Source organism: Mitsuaria sp. MSU3D (genome assembly GCF_056867975.1).
This window is the reverse complement of sequence record NZ_CP200314.1, coordinates 5,892,839-5,914,078: the sequence shown is the minus strand read 5'-3', so window position 1 is coordinate 5,914,078 and position 21,240 is coordinate 5,892,839. Positions and strand designations below refer to the sequence as shown.

The 21,240-nt window shown below is 69.5% G+C and carries 18 protein-coding genes; 4 read left to right on the top strand and 14 right to left on the bottom strand.

Going from position 1 to position 21,240, the window contains the following annotated elements:
* Window positions 1–10 precede the first annotated feature (10 nt).
* Entirely contained in the window at window positions 11–3,010 is a 3,000-nt protein-coding gene (locus AC1VNM_RS26065) for a TonB-dependent receptor (RefSeq protein WP_483108837.1), read from the top strand.
* A gap of 14 nt (window positions 3,011–3,024) precedes the next feature.
* Here AC1VNM_RS26065 and AC1VNM_RS26060 read toward each other — a convergent pair whose 3' ends face one another.
* Entirely contained in the window at window positions 3,025–4,350 is a 1,326-nt protein-coding gene (locus tag AC1VNM_RS26060; protein WP_377157704.1) for an epoxide hydrolase family protein, read from the bottom strand.
* A gap of 264 nt (window positions 4,351–4,614) precedes the next feature.
* Between AC1VNM_RS26060 and AC1VNM_RS26055 the strand changes: the two genes are divergently transcribed.
* Window positions 4,615–5,169: a cysteine hydrolase family protein gene (locus AC1VNM_RS26055; RefSeq protein ID WP_483108836.1), complete on the top strand. Its 555-nt coding sequence runs from the start codon at window positions 4,615–4,617 to the stop codon at window positions 5,167–5,169.
* Here AC1VNM_RS26055 and AC1VNM_RS26050 read toward each other — a convergent pair.
* The 9 genes from AC1VNM_RS26050 to dmeF all read right to left on the bottom strand — a co-directional run bounded on the left by AC1VNM_RS26050 (window position 5,166) and on the right by dmeF (window position 10,630).
* Entirely contained in the window at window positions 5,166–5,591 is a 426-nt protein-coding gene (locus tag AC1VNM_RS26050; RefSeq protein WP_483109334.1) for a type II toxin-antitoxin system HicB family antitoxin, read from the bottom strand. The genes AC1VNM_RS26055 and AC1VNM_RS26050 overlap by 4 nt on opposite strands.
* A 198-nt stretch (window positions 5,592–5,789) precedes the next feature.
* On the bottom strand, window positions 5,790–6,560 hold the full coding sequence (locus AC1VNM_RS26045) for a Crp/Fnr family transcriptional regulator (protein WP_377157708.1): 771 nt from the start codon (window positions 6,558–6,560) through the stop codon (window positions 5,790–5,792).
* A gap of 202 nt (window positions 6,561–6,762) precedes the next feature.
* Window positions 6,763–7,536 carry a flagellar basal body L-ring protein FlgH gene (locus tag AC1VNM_RS26040; protein ID WP_483108835.1) on the bottom strand — a complete coding sequence of 258 codons (774 nt, stop codon included), beginning with the start codon at window positions 7,534–7,536 and terminating at the stop codon, window positions 6,763–6,765.
* A gap of 14 nt (window positions 7,537–7,550) precedes the next feature.
* A complete protein-coding gene (locus AC1VNM_RS26035; protein WP_483108834.1) occupies window positions 7,551–8,126 on the bottom strand; it encodes a cell division protein FtsI in 576 nt (191 codons plus the stop codon).
* A 10-nt stretch (window positions 8,127–8,136) separates the two neighbouring features.
* Window positions 8,137–8,484 carry a hypothetical protein gene (locus AC1VNM_RS26030; RefSeq protein WP_483108833.1) on the bottom strand — a complete coding sequence of 116 codons (348 nt, stop codon included), beginning with the start codon at window positions 8,482–8,484 and terminating at the stop codon, window positions 8,137–8,139.
* Window positions 8,485–8,503: 19 nt separating this feature from the next.
* A complete protein-coding gene (locus AC1VNM_RS26025) occupies window positions 8,504–8,752 on the bottom strand; it encodes a hypothetical protein (RefSeq protein WP_483108832.1) in 249 nt (82 codons plus the stop codon).
* Window positions 8,753–8,976: 224 nt separating this feature from the next.
* Complete coding sequence (locus tag AC1VNM_RS26020; protein WP_377157715.1) at window positions 8,977–9,201, bottom strand: hypothetical protein; 225 nt, start codon at window positions 9,199–9,201, stop codon at window positions 8,977–8,979.
* A gap of 234 nt (window positions 9,202–9,435) precedes the next feature.
* Window positions 9,436–9,576: a hypothetical protein gene (locus tag AC1VNM_RS26015; RefSeq protein ID WP_157522617.1), complete on the bottom strand. Its 141-nt coding sequence runs from the start codon at window positions 9,574–9,576 to the stop codon at window positions 9,436–9,438.
* Between the two features lie 55 nt (window positions 9,577–9,631).
* Entirely contained in the window at window positions 9,632–10,630 is a 999-nt protein-coding gene (dmeF, locus tag AC1VNM_RS26010; RefSeq protein WP_483108831.1) for a CDF family Co(II)/Ni(II) efflux transporter DmeF, read from the bottom strand.
* Window positions 10,631–10,796: 166 nt separating this feature from the next.
* Between dmeF and AC1VNM_RS26005 the strand changes: the two genes are divergently transcribed.
* The gene (locus AC1VNM_RS26005) at window positions 10,797–14,504 is read left to right on the top strand and encodes a CheR family methyltransferase (RefSeq protein ID WP_483108830.1); all 3,708 of its coding nucleotides are present in this window, start codon (window positions 10,797–10,799) and stop codon (window positions 14,502–14,504) included.
* Window positions 14,505–14,534: 30 nt separating this feature from the next.
* On the opposite strand, the gene AC1VNM_RS26000 is transcribed toward AC1VNM_RS26005, so the two are convergent.
* Window positions 14,535–15,611: a GGDEF domain-containing protein gene (locus tag AC1VNM_RS26000; protein WP_483108829.1), complete on the bottom strand. Its 1,077-nt coding sequence runs from the start codon at window positions 15,609–15,611 to the stop codon at window positions 14,535–14,537.
* Between the two features lie 193 nt (window positions 15,612–15,804).
* Between AC1VNM_RS26000 and AC1VNM_RS25995 the strand changes: the two genes are divergently transcribed.
* Window positions 15,805–16,209, top strand: a complete 405-nt coding sequence (locus AC1VNM_RS25995; protein ID WP_483108828.1) for a hypothetical protein — start codon at window positions 15,805–15,807, stop codon at window positions 16,207–16,209.
* Window positions 16,210–16,355: 146 nt separating this feature from the next.
* On the opposite strand, the gene AC1VNM_RS25990 is transcribed toward AC1VNM_RS25995, so the two are convergent.
* The 3 genes from AC1VNM_RS25990 to AC1VNM_RS25980 form a co-directional block, all read right to left on the bottom strand.
* Window positions 16,356–19,073 (bottom strand): thiamine pyrophosphate-dependent enzyme, encoded by a 2,718-nt coding sequence (locus AC1VNM_RS25990; RefSeq protein WP_483108827.1) that lies wholly within the window; start codon window positions 19,071–19,073, stop codon window positions 16,356–16,358.
* A gap of 123 nt (window positions 19,074–19,196) precedes the next feature.
* Window positions 19,197–20,741 (bottom strand): methyl-accepting chemotaxis protein, encoded by a 1,545-nt coding sequence (locus AC1VNM_RS25985; RefSeq protein WP_431101638.1) that lies wholly within the window; start codon window positions 20,739–20,741, stop codon window positions 19,197–19,199.
* A gap of 205 nt (window positions 20,742–20,946) precedes the next feature.
* Window positions 20,947–21,183 (bottom strand): hypothetical protein, encoded by a 237-nt coding sequence (locus AC1VNM_RS25980; protein ID WP_483108826.1) that lies wholly within the window; start codon window positions 21,181–21,183, stop codon window positions 20,947–20,949.
* Window positions 21,184–21,240 lie beyond the last annotated feature (57 nt).

Sequence of the window (21,240 nt, the reverse complement as noted above, 5' to 3'; positions counted from 1 at the left end):
CGCGCGGTCGATGACCGCCCCGTCTTTGCGGTCGAGGACCGCTTCCTCCCACGCCTGCAGCCGATCAGCGCTCGCGCTGGCGGTCGCCATCGCGCTCGCCGCCGGCGTCGCCGCGCCCACGCAGGCCCAGGTGAGTCGCGCGACCGTGCGCGGCCTCGTGACCGCGCCGGCCGGCGTGCCGCCGGGCGGGCTGTCGATCACCGCCACCAACAGCGCCAACGGCGCCCGCTACCGGACCAGCACACGGGCCGACGGTCGTTATGCACTGATCGGGCTGGCGCCGGGCGAGTACGTCGTCAGCGTCGCCGCCGCCGACGGCGCGCCGATCAAGACCGAACGCATCACGCTGTCCGTCGGCGAGAGCGCGTCGCTCGACCTCGGCTCCGCGCCCGCGCCGAACACGCCGGACGCGATCCAGCTCGGCACGGTCACCGTCGAGGGCAACGCGAGCCGGCAGGGCGTCAAGGACTCCCAGCTCGGCACCGTCGTGTCGCAGCGCATGATCGAAGCGCTGCCGCAGAACACGCGCAACTTCCTCAGTGCGGCGGACCTCGCGCCGGGCGTCGCGTTCTCGACCGATTCCAGCGGCCTGAGCCGCGTGCAATCGGGCGCGCAGGACTTCGACCACCTGAACGTCTTCATCGACGGCGTGGGCCAGAAGAACAACATCCTGCGCGGGGGCGTCAGCGGCCAGTCGGACACGCGCGGCAATCCGTTCCCGCAATCGGCGATCGCCGAATACAAGGTGCTGACGCAGAACTACAAGGCCGAGTTCGACCAGGTCAGCAGCGCGGCGATCACGGCAGTGACGAAGTCCGGCACCAACGAATTCCACGGCGAGATCTACGGCGACCGCACCGGCACCAACTGGCGGGCGAAGAACTCGCTGGAGAAGGAGCGCGAGGCCCAGGGCATCGCGCGCCCGTCGTCCGAGAAGTACGAATACGGCGGCAGCGTCGGCGGTCCGATCGTCAAGGACAAGCTGCATTTCTTCGTCGCCTACGACGCCAAGCGGATCGAGGACTCGCGCCAGATCGCGGGCCAGAACTTCGAGAAGCTGCCCAATGCCGGCATCGTGCCGGAGCTGCTGGCGCGACGCGGCAGCCAGGTCGATCCGTTCCACGAGGACCTGTTCTTCGGCAAGCTCGACGCGCAGCTCAACGACGAGCATCGCCTGACCCTCAGCGCGCGGCTGCGGCGCGAGACCGACCGCATCGCCGAGGACCGCAACCTCTCCCTGCCCGGCAACGACAAGGAGCGCCGCAACGACGAGACGCGCATCGACCTGAAGCACGAGTGGTCCCGCGACGACTGGCTCAGCGAGGCACGCATCGGCTACGAGGACTACCTCTGGAATCCGAAGTCGGCGTCCGAGACGGCGCTGGTCCGCTACAAGGTGTCCACGGCATCGCCGCAAGTGCTGACGGCCTCGCAGGACGTGATCCTGGACGGCGGCTCGCCGGACGCGCAGCGGCGCAAGCAGCGCGGCACCTTCGTCTCCGAGGAGTTGACCTACACCGGCATCGACGGCCACGTGATCAAGGGCGGCGTGAAGCTCAAGGACATGCGCTACGACCTCAGCGGCACGGCCAACTCGGTCGACGGCGTCGACGTGCTGATCGACAACGTCACCGGACTGCCCTACTGGGACGGCACGAACTGCACCGGCACCAACGTCTCCAACAACGGCAGCACCAGCGACCAGTGCAACATCCGGCGCGCGGCGGCGCCGTCCGTGGCCAGCTTCAAGAACAAGCAGTGGGGGCTGTACCTGCAGGACGACTGGAGCCTCACGTCCAAGCTGGAGCTCAACCTCGGCGTCCGCTGGGACTACGAGGACAACATGCTCAACAACGCTTATGCGACACCGGCCGACCGCATCGCGGCGCTGATGGCGCCGGACGTGACGCGTTACGGCATCGTCCCGCCGACGGGCCAGACCTATGCGCAGTCGCTGGCCAAGGGCGGCATCGACGTGTCGCAGTACATCAGCAGCGGCAATTCCCGCAAGGCGTTCAAGAACGCGATCGCGCCACGCGTGGGGTTCTCCTACGACATCTTCGGCAACCGGAACACGGTGGTCTTCGGCGGCTACGGCCGCAGCTACGACCGCACGATGGCGAATCACGCGCTCGACGAGCTGCAGAAGAACCAGTCGCCCGGCGGCGAGATCTGGCTGATCCGCAACGATCTGAAGATGCCGTACGCGGACCAGTTCAGCATCGGGCTGCGACAGGCGCTCACGAAGACCTGGAACGGCGAGATCGCGCTCAGCCGCGTCGAGGCGAAGAACCAGTTCGTCTGGTTCAGCGGCAACCGCGACGCCAACGGCGGTTTCGCGCAGCAGTCGGCGATCGACCCGCTGTGGGGCGGGCCGGACGGCTACGGGCAGGTGGTGCTGGGCGACTCGATCGGCCGCACGCGCACCGACTCCGTGTTCGTGAAGGCGGAGAAGCCGTACTCAGAATCATCGGGTTGGACGGCGACGCTGGCCTACACCTACAGCGATGCGAAGACGACCAACCTCCAGTGGAGCAACGACACCTTCGATTGGACCTACGGCCGCGCGGGTCGCGGCTGGAATCCGAGCACGCTGGTGGACAGGCACCGCCTGGTCGGCGCGTTCATGACGGACAAGCTGCTGCCGTGGGGACTGACCTTCTCCGCCAAGGGCACGTATGCGAGCGGCTTCCCGCGCCGCATGACGAATTGCATCGGCGGCACGCCGCAGTGCTTCCTCGTCGAAGGCGACTCGCCGAGCTTCCGTCAGGTCGACATCAGCATTGGCAAGGCCTTCAAGTACGGCATCCATCAGGTCGCGCTGCGGCTGGACGTGCTGAACGTGCTCGGCGCCGACAACTACGGCGGCTTCGACGACTGGATTGGCAGTGCGCCGCAGCCGGGGGCGACGCCCAACCGGCTTGGCGGCGACAACCTCAACCTTGACAAGCCCAACAACATCCGCGGCGACAACCGCGCGATGCGGGTGGTGTTGAACTACAAGTTCTGAGGATTGCGTTCCGATCAGCGCAGCGGCCGGAACGCCGCGCGCAGTTCCTCGGCGAAGAGCTGCGGCTCTTCCCACGCCGCGAAGTGGCCGCCCTTCTTCACCTCGTTGAAGTAGCTCAGCTTCGGATACGCCTTCTGCGCCCAGGACTTCGGCGCCTGGTAGATCTCGCCGGGGAACACGGTCACCGCGACGGGCACCTTGATTTCCCGCGTGCGCTGCTCGACGACGTTGAAGTTGTTGTTGTTGTTCTCCCAGTAGAGCTGCGAGCCCGAGGTCCCGGTGTTGGTCAGCCAGTACAGCGTGATGTCGTCGAGCATCTCGTCCCTCGACAGCGAACGCTCCGGCACACCGCCGCTGAAGGTCCAGTCGGCGAACTTGTCGTAGATCCACGCGGCCTGACCGGACGGCGAGTCCGACAGGCTGTAGCCCAGCGTCTGAGGGCGCGTGACCATCATCCCGGCGTAGCCGCCGCCGCGCGTGTACAGGCGGTTCATCGACTCGTAGGCGGCCTTCTCCTTCGCGGAGAGGCTGGCCGGCGCGGGCTTGCCGCTCTTGATCGAGGCGGCGATGTCCGCGGGCACGGTGGCCGGCATGTTCACGTGGATGCCCAGCAGCCCTTGCGGCGCCAGACGGCCCTGCGCCTGCGCGACGACCGAGCCCCAGTCACCGCCCTGCGACACGTACTGCGTGTAGCCCAGGCGCTTCATCAGCACGTCCCACGCACGCGCCATGCGCTCGGGGCCCCAGCCGGTGCCGGTCGGCTTGCCGGAGAAGCCGTAGCCCGGCATCGACGGGATGACGATGTCGAAGGCGTCCGAGGCCTGGCCGCCGTGCGCGGTCGGGTCGGTCAGCGGATCGATGATCTTCAGCTGCTCGAAGACCGAGCCCGGCCAGCCATGCGTGACGATGAGCGGCAAGGCGCCGGGATGCTTCGAGCGGACGTGGATGAAGTGGATGTCCAGCCCGTCGATGCGGGTGACGAATTGCGGATAGGCATTCAGCTTGGCTTCGGCCTTGCGCCAGTCGTAGCCCGTGCCCCAGTAATGCACCAGGTCCTGGAAGCCTGCGAGCTGCACGCCTTGCGAGCGGTCGTCGACCGTCTCGCGATCCGGGAAGCGCGTCGCCGCGATGCGCTGGCGCAGGTCGGCCAGCGCCGCCTCCGGAATGGCGGCCTGGAAGGGGCGGATGGTGGTGTCTTCGGCGGCATCGCGCGGCGCGGAGACGGCGGTCGGCGCCTGGGTCTGCGCGCTGCTGGCGACGGGGAACAGGGCGAGGCTGAAGGCGCTCGCGATGGCGGCAGCGGTCGCGGTGACAGCCAGGAGGTGGTGCTTGGCGTTCATGGGACTCCGTGGAGAAGATTCGGCGAGCCGGGATTCGGCACGGGACGAATTTCAGCGGTCGCTGGTATCTCCGACGTGTCCTCGAGCAGGCCTTTTCGTCAGGTCGCGTATGCGGGTCGGCCGCAGATACACGCGCATACGATTCACTCGCATGCGACCAACATGAGACCAGCCGAAATGACGTTCCGATCGGGGCATGGCGAATGGATGACGCTCGTCGCGCGGCGTATGCTGGGCCGCTTCGCAACTCCGTGGTCCGGCGCCATGACGACTGCCCTGCTCATCATCGATCTGCAACGCGCGCTCTGCGTCGGCGAATACGCCTGCCACGACGTCGACGCCGTGATCGGTCGCATCAACGGCCTGATCGCACAGGCGCGTGACAGCGGCACGCCCGTGGTCTTCGTCCAGCACGAGGAAGAGGGTTACGAGCCGCTGCGCCACGGCAGCGAGGGCTGGCAGATCGATGATCGCCTGCACGTGATTCCGGAGGACCGGCGCGTGTTCAAGACCTCGCCGGACTCGTTCCACAAGACCGATCTGGACGCGGTGCTGAAGGGCTTGGGCGTGACGCACCTGGTCGTCTGTGGCGCGCAGAGCGACTTCTGCGTCGACACGTCGACGCGCCGGGCGCTGAGCTCGGGCTACGATGTCACGCTGGTCGAGGACGGCCACACGACGATCGCCTACGGAGACCTCACGGCGCCGCAGATCATCGACCACCACACGCTGATCCTGCGCAACCTCAACAGCTTCGGGCCGACGATGGAGGCGAAGAAGGCGGCGGAGATTTCCTTCTCGCCGGCATCCCGCGCCTAGCAGGCGTCGGCCAGGCTGAGTTCCAGCCGCTTTCCCAGTGCCCGCAGGGCCACCGCGATCGTGTCGATCTTCGTCGGGTGCTTGAGATCGGTCAGGCGATTCACCTCCTGCGGCCGAACGTTCATCAATCGCGCGAGGTCGACGCTCCGCGTGCCTTGCGAGAGCATCTCGTTCAGCAGAAGCACCTTGGCGCCAATGCTCGGCGGCAAGTCGATCAAGACCTGCCCCCGCTTCAACCTCGACGGCTGCGGCACCGGGCGCCTGTCCTCGAAGTAGAAGTCCATGGCAGTGGCCAACGCGTCCGCGCCCATGTCGAGCGCGTCCTCGTAAGTGTCCCCGCAGGTGATGGCTTCGGGGATGTCGGGGAAGGTGACCATGAAGCCGGGGCCGTCCGGCGTGATTCGGGCGGGGAAGCTCAACACCATCATTACCTCACTTGGTTTTCAAACCGAGCTGCCGAAGGATCGCCTGCATCGTTCCGGTCTGAAGATCAGAAGCGCGCTTGTGACGATTTCTCCCCCATCAGAACGACAACGCCCCCATCGTGGGGGCGTCCGTGAGATTCGCGGAGATCCGTCGGTGATCAGTCAAAGACGCTCGACGAGAGTAAACAAAAATGTTTATCTTCGCAATGACTTGGAGGCGGCGAGTTCCGACAAGGTCATGTCGCACTGATCCACCGTCCCGATGCAGTCGAGCCCGCGGGACTCGACTTCGTTCATCAGGCTCAGCCACGCGTTCAGGCCTTCGAGCGTGACCTTCGTGCGCGAGGTCCGGCTCCAGCCGCGCTCGGCCAGTTGACCCAGGTAGATCCACGTCTGCCGGCGCGACAGCCCCGACAGCTGCCCGATGCACGCCTGCGACACCGGCAGCGCCAGGCTGTTGCCCACCGTGCCCGCCCGCTGCGAACTGCTCAGCGCGGCCGCCAGGGTCGCCAGCACGCTGATCAGCCGCTGGAAGCCGTTGCCGGCCAGCCGCATCGTGATCTGGTCCTGCAACCGCGACGCGGTCGCCGCATACAGCTCGCCCGTCGCCGCGTCGCGCTCCGGCGCGTTCGCGTCCTTCATGCGCGGCATCGGGATGTGGATCGTCGTCACGTCGACCAGCGCCGTCACGTCGTAACGCGCCGCCAGCTTGCCCAGCGGCGAGTCCGCCCCGATCACGTCGCCCAGCCACAGCGCCGCCACGGCCACGCGCGTGTCCGCCGCGACCTTCGCCGCAAGGAACGCCGCCCCGCCGCTGATCGCGATCCACTCGGCCAGCGGCGTGCCGGCCTCGATGATCTTCTGGCCGCGCCGATACGTCCGGATCTGGCCGTCGGCCAGCCAGTCGTCGCTCGTCGTGTCCGGTGCGCCGTCGTGCGGCGGCGTCCGCGTCCCTCTCGTGCTCATGATGTGTTCTGCATAAGGTCCGCCGGACAAGGCTCCGCCCTCCGCTGCTCATGCGGAACTGTCGCGAAAGCCATTGCGGCGAATCGTGGGTTATAGAAGCGGACCGCGGACACCGATCGGTGGATAAGCCCCGTGGCGCCGGCCCGGTTTGCGGGTTGACCGCGCGGCGGTCAGCGCGGTTGACCGCGCAGCGGTCGGCGGATCACCAGATGGACAGACTCCTTGCCAGCACGCGCTGGAGCCAGCTGCGCGACGAGGCTTCCGACACGTCGCCCTGCGCGACGCTCTCCAGGCTCGCGTTCACCACGTCGCGCGACGACACGAGGTTGCCCGGGCGGATGTCGCGCGGATTCACGATCCCCGAGAAACGCAGCGTGTTCACGCCCTTGTTCAGGCCCACGTTGCGTTCGCCCGCGACCAGCAGGTTGCCGTTGGGCAGCACGTTGATGACGCTCACCGCCACCGTCGTGACGAAGCTGTTGTCCGTCTCCGTCGTGCCCGAGCCCTTGAACGAATCGCTGCCCGCGGCCGTCGCGTCGATGTTGAGCAGCCGCTCCACCGCGCCGATCTTGCTCTGGCCGCCCGGCCCGCGCACCGCCAGCTTGTTGTCGCGGTTCGTGTCGGTCGTCTGCTTCTGGCTGGCCTTCAGCGTCTCCTGGATGTCCACCTTCATCGTGTCGCCGATCGCGCTTGGGCGCTTGTCGCCCGAGAACAGCGAGGTCGGCGACATGCCCGGCTGGTAGATCGCGCCGTTGTTGGGCCGCTCGATGTACATCGGCGCCTGCGGCGGCGTGACCATCATCGGACCGGCCACCGTCGGCGACGTGCCGGCACACCCGCCCAGCGCGCCGAAGGCGGCGAACACGAGCATCGCCCGCGCCGGCGCCATGGCGGGAGCAACCGCCGGAGCAACCGCCGGAGCAATCGCCGGAACAATCGCCGGCGCGGTCGCGCGGCGGGATTCATTCGTCGACATCACATCCCTCTCCCTCAGCTCTGGAAGCCGGTGATCAGCGCCTTCACGACGGGCGCGATCTTGTTGCGCGTCCCGGCCCAACGGGCCAGGCCGAAGTTCTCCTCGGCGACGTAGCTGCTGCTCGACAGCAAGGTCCCGTCCGCCTGGTGCAGGCTCAGCGACGCGGCGCTGAGATTGGCGCGATAGCCGCTGGCCATCGGCGGCACGCCCCATTCGATCGTCGCGACGTAGCGCAGCCACACGCCGCATTGCTGCAGGCCGGTGCCGGGCTCGTACACGCGGCTGTCCACGCCCTGCCCCTTCAGTTCCGCCTGCATCGCCGGGACCAGGTCCTCCAGCGGCGCGTTGCGGTTGAACTCGATGCACAGCGTGCGCACCGGCGCGTCGCCGTGATGGACGGTATTGCTGGCCTTGGCCGGCGCGGCGGTCGCGAGGGCCGTCGAGGTCGCGGTGCCGGCGCCCTTGAGCAGTTCCCAGGCGGGCACCGGACTCAGCGCGCTGCAACCCCCGAGGCCCGTCAGCGCAATGAGCGCCAGGCCGGCAACGGGTCGGACGAAGCGGCGCGACGACGGTTCCGGTCGAATGCGCATGACCCGACCCTCACACCAGTTCATCGAGCACGGCGCCGCCGCCGAGCGCGGCCATCACGCCGTAGCCGACGACATTGCCAAGCACGTTGCCGACGCCGCCGGCGACATCGCCGACCGTGTCGGTGACGACATCGGCGACCGTCTCGACGGCATCCACCGCGTCGTTCGCCAGCGCCTGCAGGCCCTTGGCGCTGATGGTCGCCGTCACGCCGAGCACGGGCCCCAGCGTCACGCTGGGGCCGCCGCCTCGCGACGATCCCGACGAGCCGCCCGACGCGGCGGTGCGGCCGCTCTCGTGCGAGCCGTCGGAGGACGTCGCCAGGGCGACCAGGCTGGACAGGAGGGGCACGCTGCTCAAGGGAGGCTCCCGGCGACGATCAGCCGCGCGCGGCCAGCGAGGCCGTGTCGAGCGACAGCGTGGCGGGAGCGGCGGTCGACGTGGCGGCAGCAGCCGGTGCGGCCGCCATCGGTGCTGTCGCCGCGGAAGCCGGCGCACCCGCCTTCGCGTCATTCAGCATCTTGGTGAAATCGGGCGCGCCGGACTTGGCGCCCTTGGCCGGGCCTGCGGACGCCGGGGCGCCGACGTGGGCTGCGGGCGACGGGGAAGCGTTGGGCTTGACGTGCATGGCGAAGCGCTCTCGTTCGTTGGGGTGAACGGATTCTTCGCCGCGGCCACCTCCCGGCATGCCGCAATGAGCGCGACGAACTCAGCGGTCGTCGCGGACTCGGTGAACTGCGTCACCGAGGGAGATCAACTGGGAGGTGTCTTCGCCGCTTTGCCGGCTCAAGTCCGCGCGAGAGCGGCACCGACCTGGGCGATCAGCGCGCCGGGTGGGCGAAAAGGGTCAGGTCACGCGCCCCGGCTTTGATGCGCCATCGCCTCGGTCCATTCGTCCCAGGTGGACTCGGTGACCTCCAGGCCTTCCAGCGCAGGCGGTTCTTCGATGGGCCAGCCGGACGGGCTGAAGGGGATGCGCCGCTGCAGCAACACCTCAGTCTGCCGCAGGATGCGCTGCATGGCCGAAGTGAAGGGGTGGCCGGGTTCTCCGGCGGGTGGCGCGAAGCGTTGTCGCATGGTCCTCTCCTGACGAGTTCCCACTATCAGCGGGGGTCGGCCCAAGTGCCATCCCACCATAGGGTGGACTCGGGGGGATGCCGGAGGGGGTGTGACGAAAGGCAGTGGGGGACGGCCAGGCGGTCGGCCGGCCCGAGGAGCCCATCAACGGCGCGTGAAGCGGCTTCGCCACCTCATCAGATCGATCATTTCGATCTGATGGAACTGATCGGAATTGATCGTCAGCGCGGGCCGTCAGATCACCTGCCGGAGCAGCGCATACAGCGCGATCGCGCCGGAGACCACCGCACAGGCGGTCTTCATCGAACGGTTGGCCACGAAGGCGCCGATCAGGCTGCTGACCAGGATGGCGGCGAGGAGGTAGTTGGTTTTCATGGGCCGCGATTGTGGCGGCGCGCCGGCGGGTGTCCGGCGAGCGCCGCGGCGCGGATCAGACAGTCGCCCGATCGGGGCGGTTGATCTCGACGGTGACGTGAACAAGTTCCTCGTGGACGGACAGCATCCGGCGCACCTCGTCCGGCCGCGCGTCGGGGCTGTCGGTGACCAGCGAGACGATGCAGGCGTACTGCGCGCGACCGACGCGCCAGACGTGCAGGTCGGCGATCGCCGCCGGCCACGGCGCGGCGGCGATGACCTCGCGGATCTCGTCGACGACCGGCGCGTCCATCTCGGCGTCCAGCAGCACGCGGCCGGTGTCGCGCAGCAGCCCGCGCGCCCAGACCGCCACCAGCACCGCGCCCGCGATGCCCATCACCGGATCGAGCCAGTCCGCGCCCCACAGCCGGCCGCCCAGCAGGGCCACGATCGCCAGCACCGAGGTCGCCGCGTCGGCCAGCACATGCATGTAGGCGGCGCGGAGGTTGAGGTCGTCATGGCCCTGCCCCGGCGCGTGGTCGTGCGGGTCGCCGTGCCCATGGCCGTGTCCGTGTCCGTGCGCATGACCATGAGCGTGGTCATGCCCGTGGTCGTGCCCGTGATGGTGGTGCTCGCCGCGCAGCAGCCAGGCGCAGGCAAGGTTCACCGCCAGACCGACCGCCGCGACCGCGATCGCCTCGTCGTAGTGGATGGGCGTCGGCGCGATCAGCCGCTCGACCGATTGCCACAGCATCAACCCCGCGACGCCGACCAGCAGCAGCGCGCTGCTGTAGCCGCCGAGGATCTCGATCTTCCAGGTGCCGAAGGCGAAGCGCCCGTCCCTGGCCCAGCGCCGCGCGGCGCCGTAGGCCAGCAGCGACACGCCCAACGCCACCGCGTGCGAGCTCATGTGCCAGCCGTCGGCCAGCAGCGCCATCGAGTTGAAGACGTAGCCGCCGGCGATCTCCGCGACCATCATCAGGACCGTCAGCAGCACCGCCCAGCGCGTGTTGCGGGCGGCAAGCGGATTGCCCTCGTCGAAGACATGCGTGTGTTGCCAGGGCGTGGTGGACATCGACGGAGACATGATGGCGGCGGCGAAGTGGACGGCGGGTGGAGGCGCAAGCGCCGCAGTATCCCCTTCACACCGCGCCCCCGGCGCCAGAGTCCCCGCGCCGGGGCGGTCATCGGGCGGGGGTAGACTGCGCCGCAGCTTTTCAATCACGACAACGGGATCCTGGGTGGACACAGAGGAGCGACAACCCTTGCGGGTGGTGGTGCTCGGCGGATCGGCGGGCAGCATCGATGCGCTCGGCACCGTGCTCGGTGCGCTACCGAACGAACCGGGCTTCGCGGTGCTGGTCATCACGCACCTGGACCCCAACGAGGAGACCCGGCTGCCCGAGGTCCTGCGCGACCGCAGCACGCTCCCGGTGGAGCGCCTCGAGCACTTCACCAAGGTCGAGCACGGCCGCGTCTTCGTGATGCCGGAGAACGTCGGCGTCATGGCGCTGGACGGCCATTTCCGCCTCACCCGCCGCACGCCCGGGCTGCACCTGCCGATCGACGCCTTCCTGGCCTCGCTGGCGCAGGACCCCGACCTGGACGGCGCGGTCGTCATCCTGTCGGGCACCGGCCAGGACGGTGCGGCCGGCATCGTCGACCTGAAGGCCACCGGCGGCTTCGTGCTCGCGCAGGCGCCCAACACCGCGGCGCACGACGGCATGCCGGTCGCCGCGATCGACACCGGCCTGGTCGACGAGGTCCTGCCCCCGGAGGACATCCCCGCGGCGCTGATGCGCCGCTTCGGCCAGCCGCACCACGAGAGCGACCTGCCCGGCTCCGCCGGCGTCGCGCAGGACGTCGACGCGCTGGAGACCGCGCTGGCGATCGTCCAGCAGAAGGCCGGCGTCAACCTCGGCTACGTCAAGGACGTCAACCTGCGCCGCCGCTTCCTGCGGCGCGTGCTGCTGCAGAAGGACCGCGACGTCGGCGCCTACCTGCAGTTCCTGCGCACCGACCCCTACGAGGCCGCCGCGCTGCGCGACGACGTGCTGATCGGCGTGACCGCGTTCTTCCGCGACGCGGAGTTCGTCAACGTGCTGCGCCAGGTCGTGCTGCCCAAGCTGCTGGCGCTGCGTCACGACCCGATCCGCATCTGGGTGCCCGCCTGCTCGACCGGCGAGGAGGTCTACACGATCGCCATGCTGCTCAAGGAGGCGATGATCTCCGAGGGCATCCACCGCCGCGTGCAGATCTTCGGCACCGACCTGAACGAGGCCTCGATCGAGACCGCCCGCGGCGGCCGCTACACCGCCGCCGGGCTGGAGAACGTGCCGCAGCCGTTCCGAGACACCGCCTTCGTGCCGAGCTCCGGCGGCTACCTCGTGGCCAAGGACCTGCGCGAGATGTGCGTCTTCGCGCGGCACAACCTGCTCACGCATGCGCCGTTCTCCGGCATGGGCCTGATCAGCTGCCGCAACATGCTGATCTATTTGCGCAAGGAGGCGCAGCAGCATGTCTTCGAGGTGCTGCACTACGCCTGCCGCAACGACGGCTTCATGCTGCTGGGCCGGGCCGAGGCGGCCTCGGTCGCCGACGGTTTCGAGCACGCCGGCGCGCCGCACCTGTACCGCAAGCTGCCGAACTCGCGCCGCCACCGGCCGCTGTTCCCGATCGATGCGCTGCGCCCCTGGGCCAGCGACGGCAACGCGCCGCGCGTGCCGCAGGCGCCGCCGCCGGACTTGGTCAGCGAGGCCGCCAACCGTGTCGCCCTCGCGCGCTACGTGCCGCCGGGCTTCGTCGTCAGCCAGGGCGGCGACGTGGTGCAGTTCCGCGGCGACGTCTCCGCCTTCATCGCGCCGGCCAGCGGCGAGGCCACGCTCGCGCTGCCGCGCCTGCTGGACGCGTCGCTCAACGTGCCCGTGCGCACGGCGCTGGTCGAGGCCAAGCGCACCGGGCAGCCGGTCCGGCGCGAGCGCGTCGCCTTCAACGATCGCCGCTACGTGCTCGAGGTCCTGCCGCTCGAAGCGGGAGAGGCGTCGCAGCATTTCCTGGTCACCTTGGCGCCCCAGCCGGACGAACCCGCCGCCGAGACCACGTCGGCGCTGTCCACGCCGCCGTTCTCGCCCAGCGGCGCCCGCGCGCGCGTCGACGAGCTCGAGCGCACCGTGACGACGCTGTCCGACGAACTCGAGGCGACCCAGGCGCAGCTGCGCACGCTGGTCGTCGAATTCGAATCGGCCAACGAGGAACTGCGCACCGCCAACGAGGAGATGCTCAGCACCAACGAGGAATTGCAGAGCGCCAACGAGGAGCTGCAGAGCGCGAAGCAGGAGCTCGAATCGGCCAACCAGGAGCTGCTCTCGCTGAACGAGGAACTCAAGTCGCGCAACGACGAGCTGGATCTCGCCAACGACGATCTGAGCAACCTCGTCGAGGGCATCCCGCTGCCGGTCGTGGTGCTGGACCGCCAGCTGCGGCTGCGGCATGCCTCGCCGCAGGTGGCGCAGCTGTTCGGGCTCGATCCCGCGGCGCTGGGCCAGGCGATCGGGCAGCCGGTCGTCAACGTCACCTCGCGCTTCGCCGTCGGCCAGCTGGAGCAGCTGGTGCAGGCCGCCGTGCAAGGCCTGGCACCGGTCGAACACGAACACCAGGACACCGAGGGCCGCTGGTGGCTGATCAACGTGCGGGCCTACCGCACCGCCGACGAGCGCATCGACGGCGCGGTGATCGCCTTCCAGGACATCCACGAACTGCGCTGCGCGCTGGAATCGGCGCAGCATGCGCGCGACGACGCGGAGCGCGCCAACACGGCCAAGGACGACTTCCTCGGCATGGTCTCGCACGAACTGCGCGCGCCGCTGAACGTGATCTCCGGCTGGGCCTCGGTGCTGAAGCAGTCGCAGGAACGCGGCACGCTCGGCGAGGCGACCGCGACACGCGCGATCGCCACCATCCTCAAGCATTGCCAGGCGCAGGCGCAGCTGATCGACGACCTGCTCGACGTGTCGCGCATCGCGTCCGGCCACTTGACGCTGGAGATGCGCCCGCTCGACCTCTCGGCCTGCGTGCGCGCGGTCGTCGACGGGCTGCAGCCGGCCGCCGAGGTCAAGGGCCTGACGCTGAGCGGCACCGGCCTGCAGCAGCCGCATCGCATCCATGGCGACCAGCGCCGGATGCAGCAGATCGTGGCCAACCTCGTCGGCAACGCGTTGAAATTCACGCCGCGCGACGGACGGATCACCGTGTCGCTGAGCCGCATCGGGCCGACGATCGAGCTGGCCGTCGTCGACACGGGCATCGGCGTCGCGGTCGAATTGCTGCCCCGGCTGTTCGACCGCTTCACGCAGGCCGACATCAGCCGCACGCGCGAGTACGGCGGCCTCGGCCTGGGACTGTCCATCGTGCGCCACCTGGTGCTGGCGCACGGCGGCACGGTGACGGCGCACAGCGACGGCGAAGGCCGCGGCACGCGTCTGACGGTGCGCTTCCCGGCGGTGGAGCTGGTCTCGGACACGCCCGAGACGACGCCGCGCGAGAGCGTCGACGCCGATCTCGGCGGCCTGCGCGTGCTGCTGGTCGACGACGATCCGCATGCGCTGGACGCGCTGCGGCATCTGCTGGAGCTGGCCGGCGCCGAGGTGCGCGCGGCGGGCTCGGTCGAGCAGGGATGGGAGCAGGTCGCGGCGGCGTCCGAGCATCCGCCGCACGTGCTGATCAGCGACGTGGCCATGCCCGGCGCGGACGGGTATTCGCTGGTGCGCCGGCTGCGGGCGCGGGAGCGTGCGCTCGGCACCGCGTCGCCGCTGTTTGCCGTGGCGCTGACGGGACTGGCCACGCTGCAGGATCGCGACGCAGCCATCGCCGCGGGCTTCGACGACCACCTGGCCAAACCGGTGGACGTCGACCTGCTCATCGAGAAGGTGCTGCTCGCGCGCCCGCGCTGATCGGGGCCGTCGCGAAGGCGCCGCGGCGGATCAGTCCGCCGCCTGCATGACCGCCGGCAGGTCGATGGTCCGGCGGCGAGCCCGCTTGACGTCGTACATGCGCTGGTCGGCCAGGTGCAGCGCCTGCTCGACGCTGAGCCCCGCCGGATCGAGCGCGACGACGCCGACGCTGGCGCCCGCGTACTGCAGCGCGTGGCCGTCGAGGTCGAAGCGCCCCACGCTCGCGAGCGCGGCGCGCTGCTCCAGCGTGCGCGCGGCCTGCGCCGGCTCGCCGCGATCCACGAGCGGTCCTTGCGAACGCGGCAGGCCGCCCAGGCTCACGCCGGGACCGACGACGATGAATTCGTCCCCGCCCACCCGCGCCAGCATGTCGGAGCCGCGCAGCTCCAGCGACAGTCGCTGGGCGATCTCGCGCAGGAACAGGTCGCCGCGATGGTGGCCGAGCTGGTCGTTGACCGACTTGAAGCCGTCCAGGTCGATGCACCCCAGCAGCACGCAGGTGCCGTCGCGGGTGGCGCGCTGCAGCTCGCGCTGCAGTTCGTCGAACAGCGCGCGGCGGTTCGGCAGTCCGGTCAGCACATCGGTCAGGGCGTAGGTCGCCAGTTGCTCGTTGGCCGCGCGCAGGTCGGCCACCAGCCGCTCACGCTGCAGGAACTGGCTCACCAGCGACGAGAACAGCCGCAGCAGCGACTGCGCCTCGGGACCGATCGTGCGACGGTCCGCGCTGGCCGCGCACAGCGTGCCGAGCAGCTCGCCGCCGTCGTCACGGATCGGCGCGCTCACGTAAGTCTGGATGCCGAGCTGGCGCGCGGCGTCGGAGTCGCCCCAGCACGCCGCCACGTCGCTCGTGGCCATGCGGCCGGCGTCGAGCGCGCGCTTGCACAAGGTGTCCGACCAGGAGACGGTGAGCCCCTCCGGGATGGTCATCGTGCCGGCGTTGCGGGCCAGCAGCACATGCTGCTCCCCAGCACGCAGATCGATCGTGGTGAGGTAGGTCGACTCCAGGCCGGTGACCGTGCCCAGCATGTCCAGCAGCGGGCGGGTCAGCTGTTCCAGGTTGCGGGCGACGGGGACGGTCGACGTCAGGCGAGCGAGCAGGGCATCCAAGATCGGCGGTCGAAATCAGGACTGAAGTCATGGATGTTGTCACAACTGCGAAGCACCGCCGGACGCCGTCCGTCATGACACGGGTGCCGTCCGCCGGATCGCGGACGCGTCCTTCATGACCGCGACATAGTGCCGCTCCGCCGGGCGTGGGAATTGCCGCTTTCGCAACATCGCAGACCAGGGGAGAACCCGCATGCAACGCGACGGACAGTACCGCGGCGTCACCTACCGCGTCGAATCGACACCCGCACCCGGCGGGGCCTTCGTCGGCCACTACCAACTGCTGGATACCGGCCGGCGTCGGAGCGACGCGCCCGATCCCGGCCTGGCGGATCAAGGCCTGCCCAATGCCGCGGCAGCCAACGACGCCTTCGGAGACAGGCTCGAGACCCGGGACGATCAGACGACGTCCGCCGCCGGCGTGGACGACGTCGTCCACCCGGCGACCGACTCCGCCTGGGCGACCGAGAACGAGGCGCTCAACTACGCCACCGAGGCGGCCTGCCATGCGATCGAAATCATCCAGCTCGGGCGGCCGCAGGCTCAAGGACGAGGGAGCTCGTCGAGCCGGAGGCGGACGGACTCGTTGGGGCAGTAGGGGAGGCCGCTCGACGCCGGCAGGCCTGGCGCGGGCACTCCACGACGCAGGGGGCATCCCTCCGGGAACCCCCAGCGTCATTCCGGCCCCACCCGCACTCGCTGACCATGGGCCTTGGGACTTTCTGACTGCGAGAGATGGACCGGTCAGGCTTCACCCAGGGCGCGCGCGACCAGCTCCACCTGCTCCAGCTGGTGGATCGTGTGGGAAGAGGTGGCGCCAGAGCCGTTCGCACGGCGCGCCACGCAGCGCAGCTGCACATGCTGCGGCAAGACCGCATCCATCTGCTCGCGGATGAAGCTCCACGCGCCCTGCTGACGATGCTCCTCCTGCACCCAGGTGATCTCGACGAGGGCCGGATAACGCGCAAACAGCGCCGTCAGCTCGTCCGCCGGGAACGGATAGAACTGTTCGATGCGGGCCAGCGCCAGATCCGCGCGCGCCACCGACCGACGGCCACGATCCAGGTCGTAATGGACCTTGCCGCTGCACAGCAGGAGACGTTCGATCTGCTCCGCGCGCTCGACCGTCGCATCGTCGATGACCGGCTGGAAGCTGCCGCCCGTCAGGTCCGCGATCTCCGCGTGCGACGCCTTCTCGTGATACAGCGTGCCCTTGGGCGACATCACGACCAGCGGCTTGCGCAGCGTGTCGAACGCCTGCCGGCGCAGCAGGTGGAACCATTGCGCGGCCGTCGACGGACAGGCCACGCGCAGGTTGTCCTCGCCGCACAGTTGCAGGAAGCGGCTCAGGTAGCCGCTCGAGTGATCGGGCCCGATGCCCTCGTTGCCGTGCGGCAGCAGGATGGCCAGCGAGGAGGTGTCGCCCCACTTCTCCTCGCCCGAGCTGATGTACTGGTCGACGAAGACCTGCGCGCCGTTGACGAAGTCGCCGAACTGCGCCTCCCACACGGTCAGCGTGCGCGTCGCCCCGACGCTGTAGCCGTACTCGAAACCGAGCACCGCCTCCTCGGACAGCGGTGAGTTGAAGATGTCGAAGCGCCCCCGCGACGGGTCGCCAGGACCCGCGCCTGGCCGTTCGCCATGCCCCGCGCCGTGTGCGCCGCCATGACCGTTGCCGTGACCGTTGTTGGCACCGATCTGTCTCAGCGGCACGAACTCTGTCGGAGCGCCCTCACCCACTGCCCCCGTCAGCATGGTCGTCTGCGAGGTCCACACCGCCTGTCGATGCAGGAAGGTGCCGCGCCGCACGTCCATGCCGGAGATGCGCACGTTGAGGCCGCCTTGCAGGATCGTCGCGTAGGCGAGGTTCTCGGCGAAGCACCAGTCCGCGCGCAGCGGCGGCTCGGTGAGCCCCGCCATCCGGCGCCAGTGGTCCGTGAGCGTGCGCACCATCGCGTGCGGCTCGAAGCCGTCGGGCAGCCGCGTCATCGGATCGACCAGCGCCTGCAGCCCGGCCAGGTCCAAGCGGGGCACCTCGCCCGGGCGGCGCAGCGGGGACGGCGATTCGTCCTGCGCCGGGATCACCGGATCGGAGAACGCCTGGTGCGCGCGCACGCGGCTGTGCGTGACGTGCGAGGCCATGTCGGTGTCCGGCGGCAGGACGCGGTCGGCGCGCAGCGCGGCGGCGTAGCGCTCGACGATCGTCGGATGCGTCTGCGTCAGCGCGTGGATGCGCGGCCGCGTCAGCGACGGGACGTCGCTCTCCGAGTGGCCGAGGCGGCGGTAGCCGATCAGGTCGATGACGATGTCGGAGCCGAAACGCGCCCGCCAGGCCAGCGCGATCGCCGCGGCACGCAGGGCCTGCTCGGGCTCGTCGGCGTTCACGCGCAGGACCGGCGCGTCGACCATGCGCGTGACGTCGGTGCAGTACTGCGCCGGCCAGGCGCTCATCGGGTTGGGCTCGGTGAAGCCGACCTGGTTGTTGATGATCACGTGCACCGTGCCGCCGACGGTGTAGCCCGGCTTGCCGCCCAGCATCAGCGTCTCCATCACGACGCCCTGCCCCGCGAAGGCCGCGTCGCCGTGCAGCATCAGCGGCAGCACGAGCCGGCGGCCGTCCTGGTCCGCGCGCTCGCGGCCGAGCGCGTCCTGGCACGCACGGGCCAGGCCCGTGAGCACCGGATGCACGCTCTGCAGATGCGACGGGTTGTGCGCGAGCGTCAGCGTCAGCCGGCCCTGCGGCGTGTCGAGCTCGCGTTCGCCGCCGAGGTGGTAGATGAGATCGGTGTGCAGCTCGGGATGCGGCGACTTCGGGTCGAAGAAGTCCAGCACGCGCGCCGGCGGGAAGCCCATCAGGTTGACCAGCACGTTGACGCGGCCCCGATGCGGCATGCCGAGGAAGATGCGCCGCACGCCGTGGCCCGCGGCCTCCTCGCAGAGCGCGTCCAGCAACGGGATCAGCGTCTCGTTGCCTTCCAGGGAGAAACGCTTCGCGTGCGGGAAGGCCTGCGCGACGTGCTCTTCCCAGCCCTGCGCGCGGATCAGCCGGTCCAGCAGCGCCAGCCGCTCCGCGGCGCCGCCCGCCCCCGGGGGCGCGGACTCCATCGCGTGATGGAGCCAGTCGCGCCGCGACGCGTCGCGCACCGCGCTGGCATCGAGCGCCAGTCCGCCGCAGTAGATCGCCTTCAGCGTGCGGTCGAGATCGCCGACGGTGCGGGCGTTCCACAGCGGCGTGCCGGCCGGCGACAGCCAGTCGCCGGGCTGCAGCCCGAAGCGCTGCGGGTCGAGCAGCGACGGATCGGCGGGGCGCGAAACGCCCAGCGGATCCAGTCGCGCACTGCGATGACCGTCACGGCGATGCGCGTCGATGAAGGCGAGCACCTCGGGCCGCCAGCGCGCGCCGGAGGGGTCGGGCGAAGCGGACGTCGGCGCTGCCGCGCCCGGTTGGATCCTGTCGTTCATGAGTCGCTCCCTGGTGATGCGACGGATACAAACGCGGCGATGACAGTGCCGCGGACGAAAACGGCGATGTGGGCGATGACGGCGTCGCAGGCGGTTCTGCGCCGCCTGTCGACCTGGGCCGCGCTACAACACGAAAGCCCGCACCGCGTTGTTCAGATGCGTGGCCTCGTCCTGCAGCGCCTTGGCCGAGGCGGTGCTCTGCTCGACCATCGCGGCGTTCTTCTGCGTGGTGTCGTCCATCTGCATGATGGCCGCATTGACCTGCTCGATGCCCATGCTCTGCTCGCGACTGGAGGCGCTGATCTCGGCGACGACGCCGCTGACCTGCCGGATGCCCGAGACGACCTGGGTCATCGTTTCGCCGGCCTGTTCGACCAGCCGGCCGCCGGCCCCGACCTGCTCGGTCGATTCGACGATCAGCGACTTGATCTCCTTGGCCGCGCTGGCCGAGCGCTGCGCCAGCGCCCGCACCTCCGAGGCCACCACGGCGAAACCGCGGCCGTGCTCGCCGGCACGCGCCGCCTCGACGGCCGCGTTCAGCGCCAGGATGTTGGTCTGGAAGGCGATGCCGTCGATCGTGCCGATGATCTCGCCGATGCGATGCGAGGACGCGGAGATGGCGCTCATCGTCGCGACCACCTCGCCGACCGCCTTGCCGCCGGCGCTGGCGACCTCCGACGCCGTCGCGGCGCGGGCATTGGCCTGGTCGGCGTTGTCGGCGCTCATGCGGATCGCCGCGGTCAGCTGTTCCATCGCGGAGGCGGTCTGCTGCAGCGCGCTGGCCTGCGCCTCGGTGCGCGCCGAGAGATCGGCGTTGCCCTGCGCAACCTCCTTCGCCGCGGCGGAGATGGTGTCGGCGCCCTGCCGGACCTCCGAGACGATGCGATGCAGGCTGCGCACCATGTGCTGCAGCGCGCCGATGAGCCGGCCGATCTCGTCCGTGCTCTGCGGCATCGGACGCAGCGTGAGGTCGCCCTTGGCGACGTCCTCGGCCAGCTGGATGGCCCCGTGGATGCGGTGCGTGATCGAGCGCGTGATGCTGATCGCCGTCAGCACGCCCAGCACCACCGCGACCGCGGCGACCAGCGTCATCCACAGCTTGGAACGCCGCGCGTCCTCCTTGGCCTTGACCACGTCGTCGGCCATGGCCTTGGTCTGGTAGTCGACCATCTTGTCGATCAGCGCGTAGTAGCGCACCTGCGACTGCGCCATGTCGCCCTGGTAGATGGCCATGGCCTGGTCGCGCTCGCCGGCGGCGATCAGGTCGAAGAGCTTGCGTACCGCGGCACCGTAGACCTTCCGGGCCTCCGACTGCTCGGCGAAGATGGCCTTCGCCTCGTCGGTGTTGAGCATCTTCTCGAACTTCGCGAAGTTCTCGGTGTTGGCCGCGCGCACGGCGGCGTAATCGTCCATGTAGCGCTTGGCCTGGGCGGGATCGGTGGCCATCAGCAGGCGCCCGATCACGATCACGCCCTGGTCGCCGACATTCTTGATGTCGTCGCTCAGGGCGATCTGCCCATAGCGGTCCTCGACCACCCGGTCCATCGTCCCGCTGGTGCGGTTGAGCACCGAGACGGCGACGGCCAGCACCAAAAGCAGCAAGGCAATGACAACGGCAAATGCGGCGGCCAGCCGCGTGCCGATATTGAAGTTGGACAACGTTGGCATGTTTTTTCTCCCTGAAAGCCGACGGTCGAACCAAATCGGGGCAAAACACAGTCCGACCCCGATGGACGCGGTGCGCGCCCCGCGTCAGGCATGACTCCCCGTGGCCCCGATTTGGGATGCACCGCTAGGCGCAAACCGCAGCCATAGCCCAGCTATGGCGAGGATTTGCAACGACGCGGTGCGCCCAAAGCGGGGCCACGGGGAGTCATGCCTGCTCTGCGAAAGTGGCGATGTATTGGCAGGCGACGCGATCAGCGTGCGCGACAGCCTCGTCGGCGGACGGGAATTCGTCGTCCAGCTCGTGCCAGGCGGTGACGCCGGGGCGGCCGTCCTCCTCGCCCTTGACGACGAATCGCCCTCGCCAGGGACCGGAGCCCGGCCCGTGGGTATCGAGGACGTAGGTACGGCCCTTGTGCTGGCGGACGGTCTGTGAGGTCGTCATGGTCGGCAACGGTCGGACGGACGCTGGAGTGCCGCGTCGACGGGCGCGAAGGGGGGC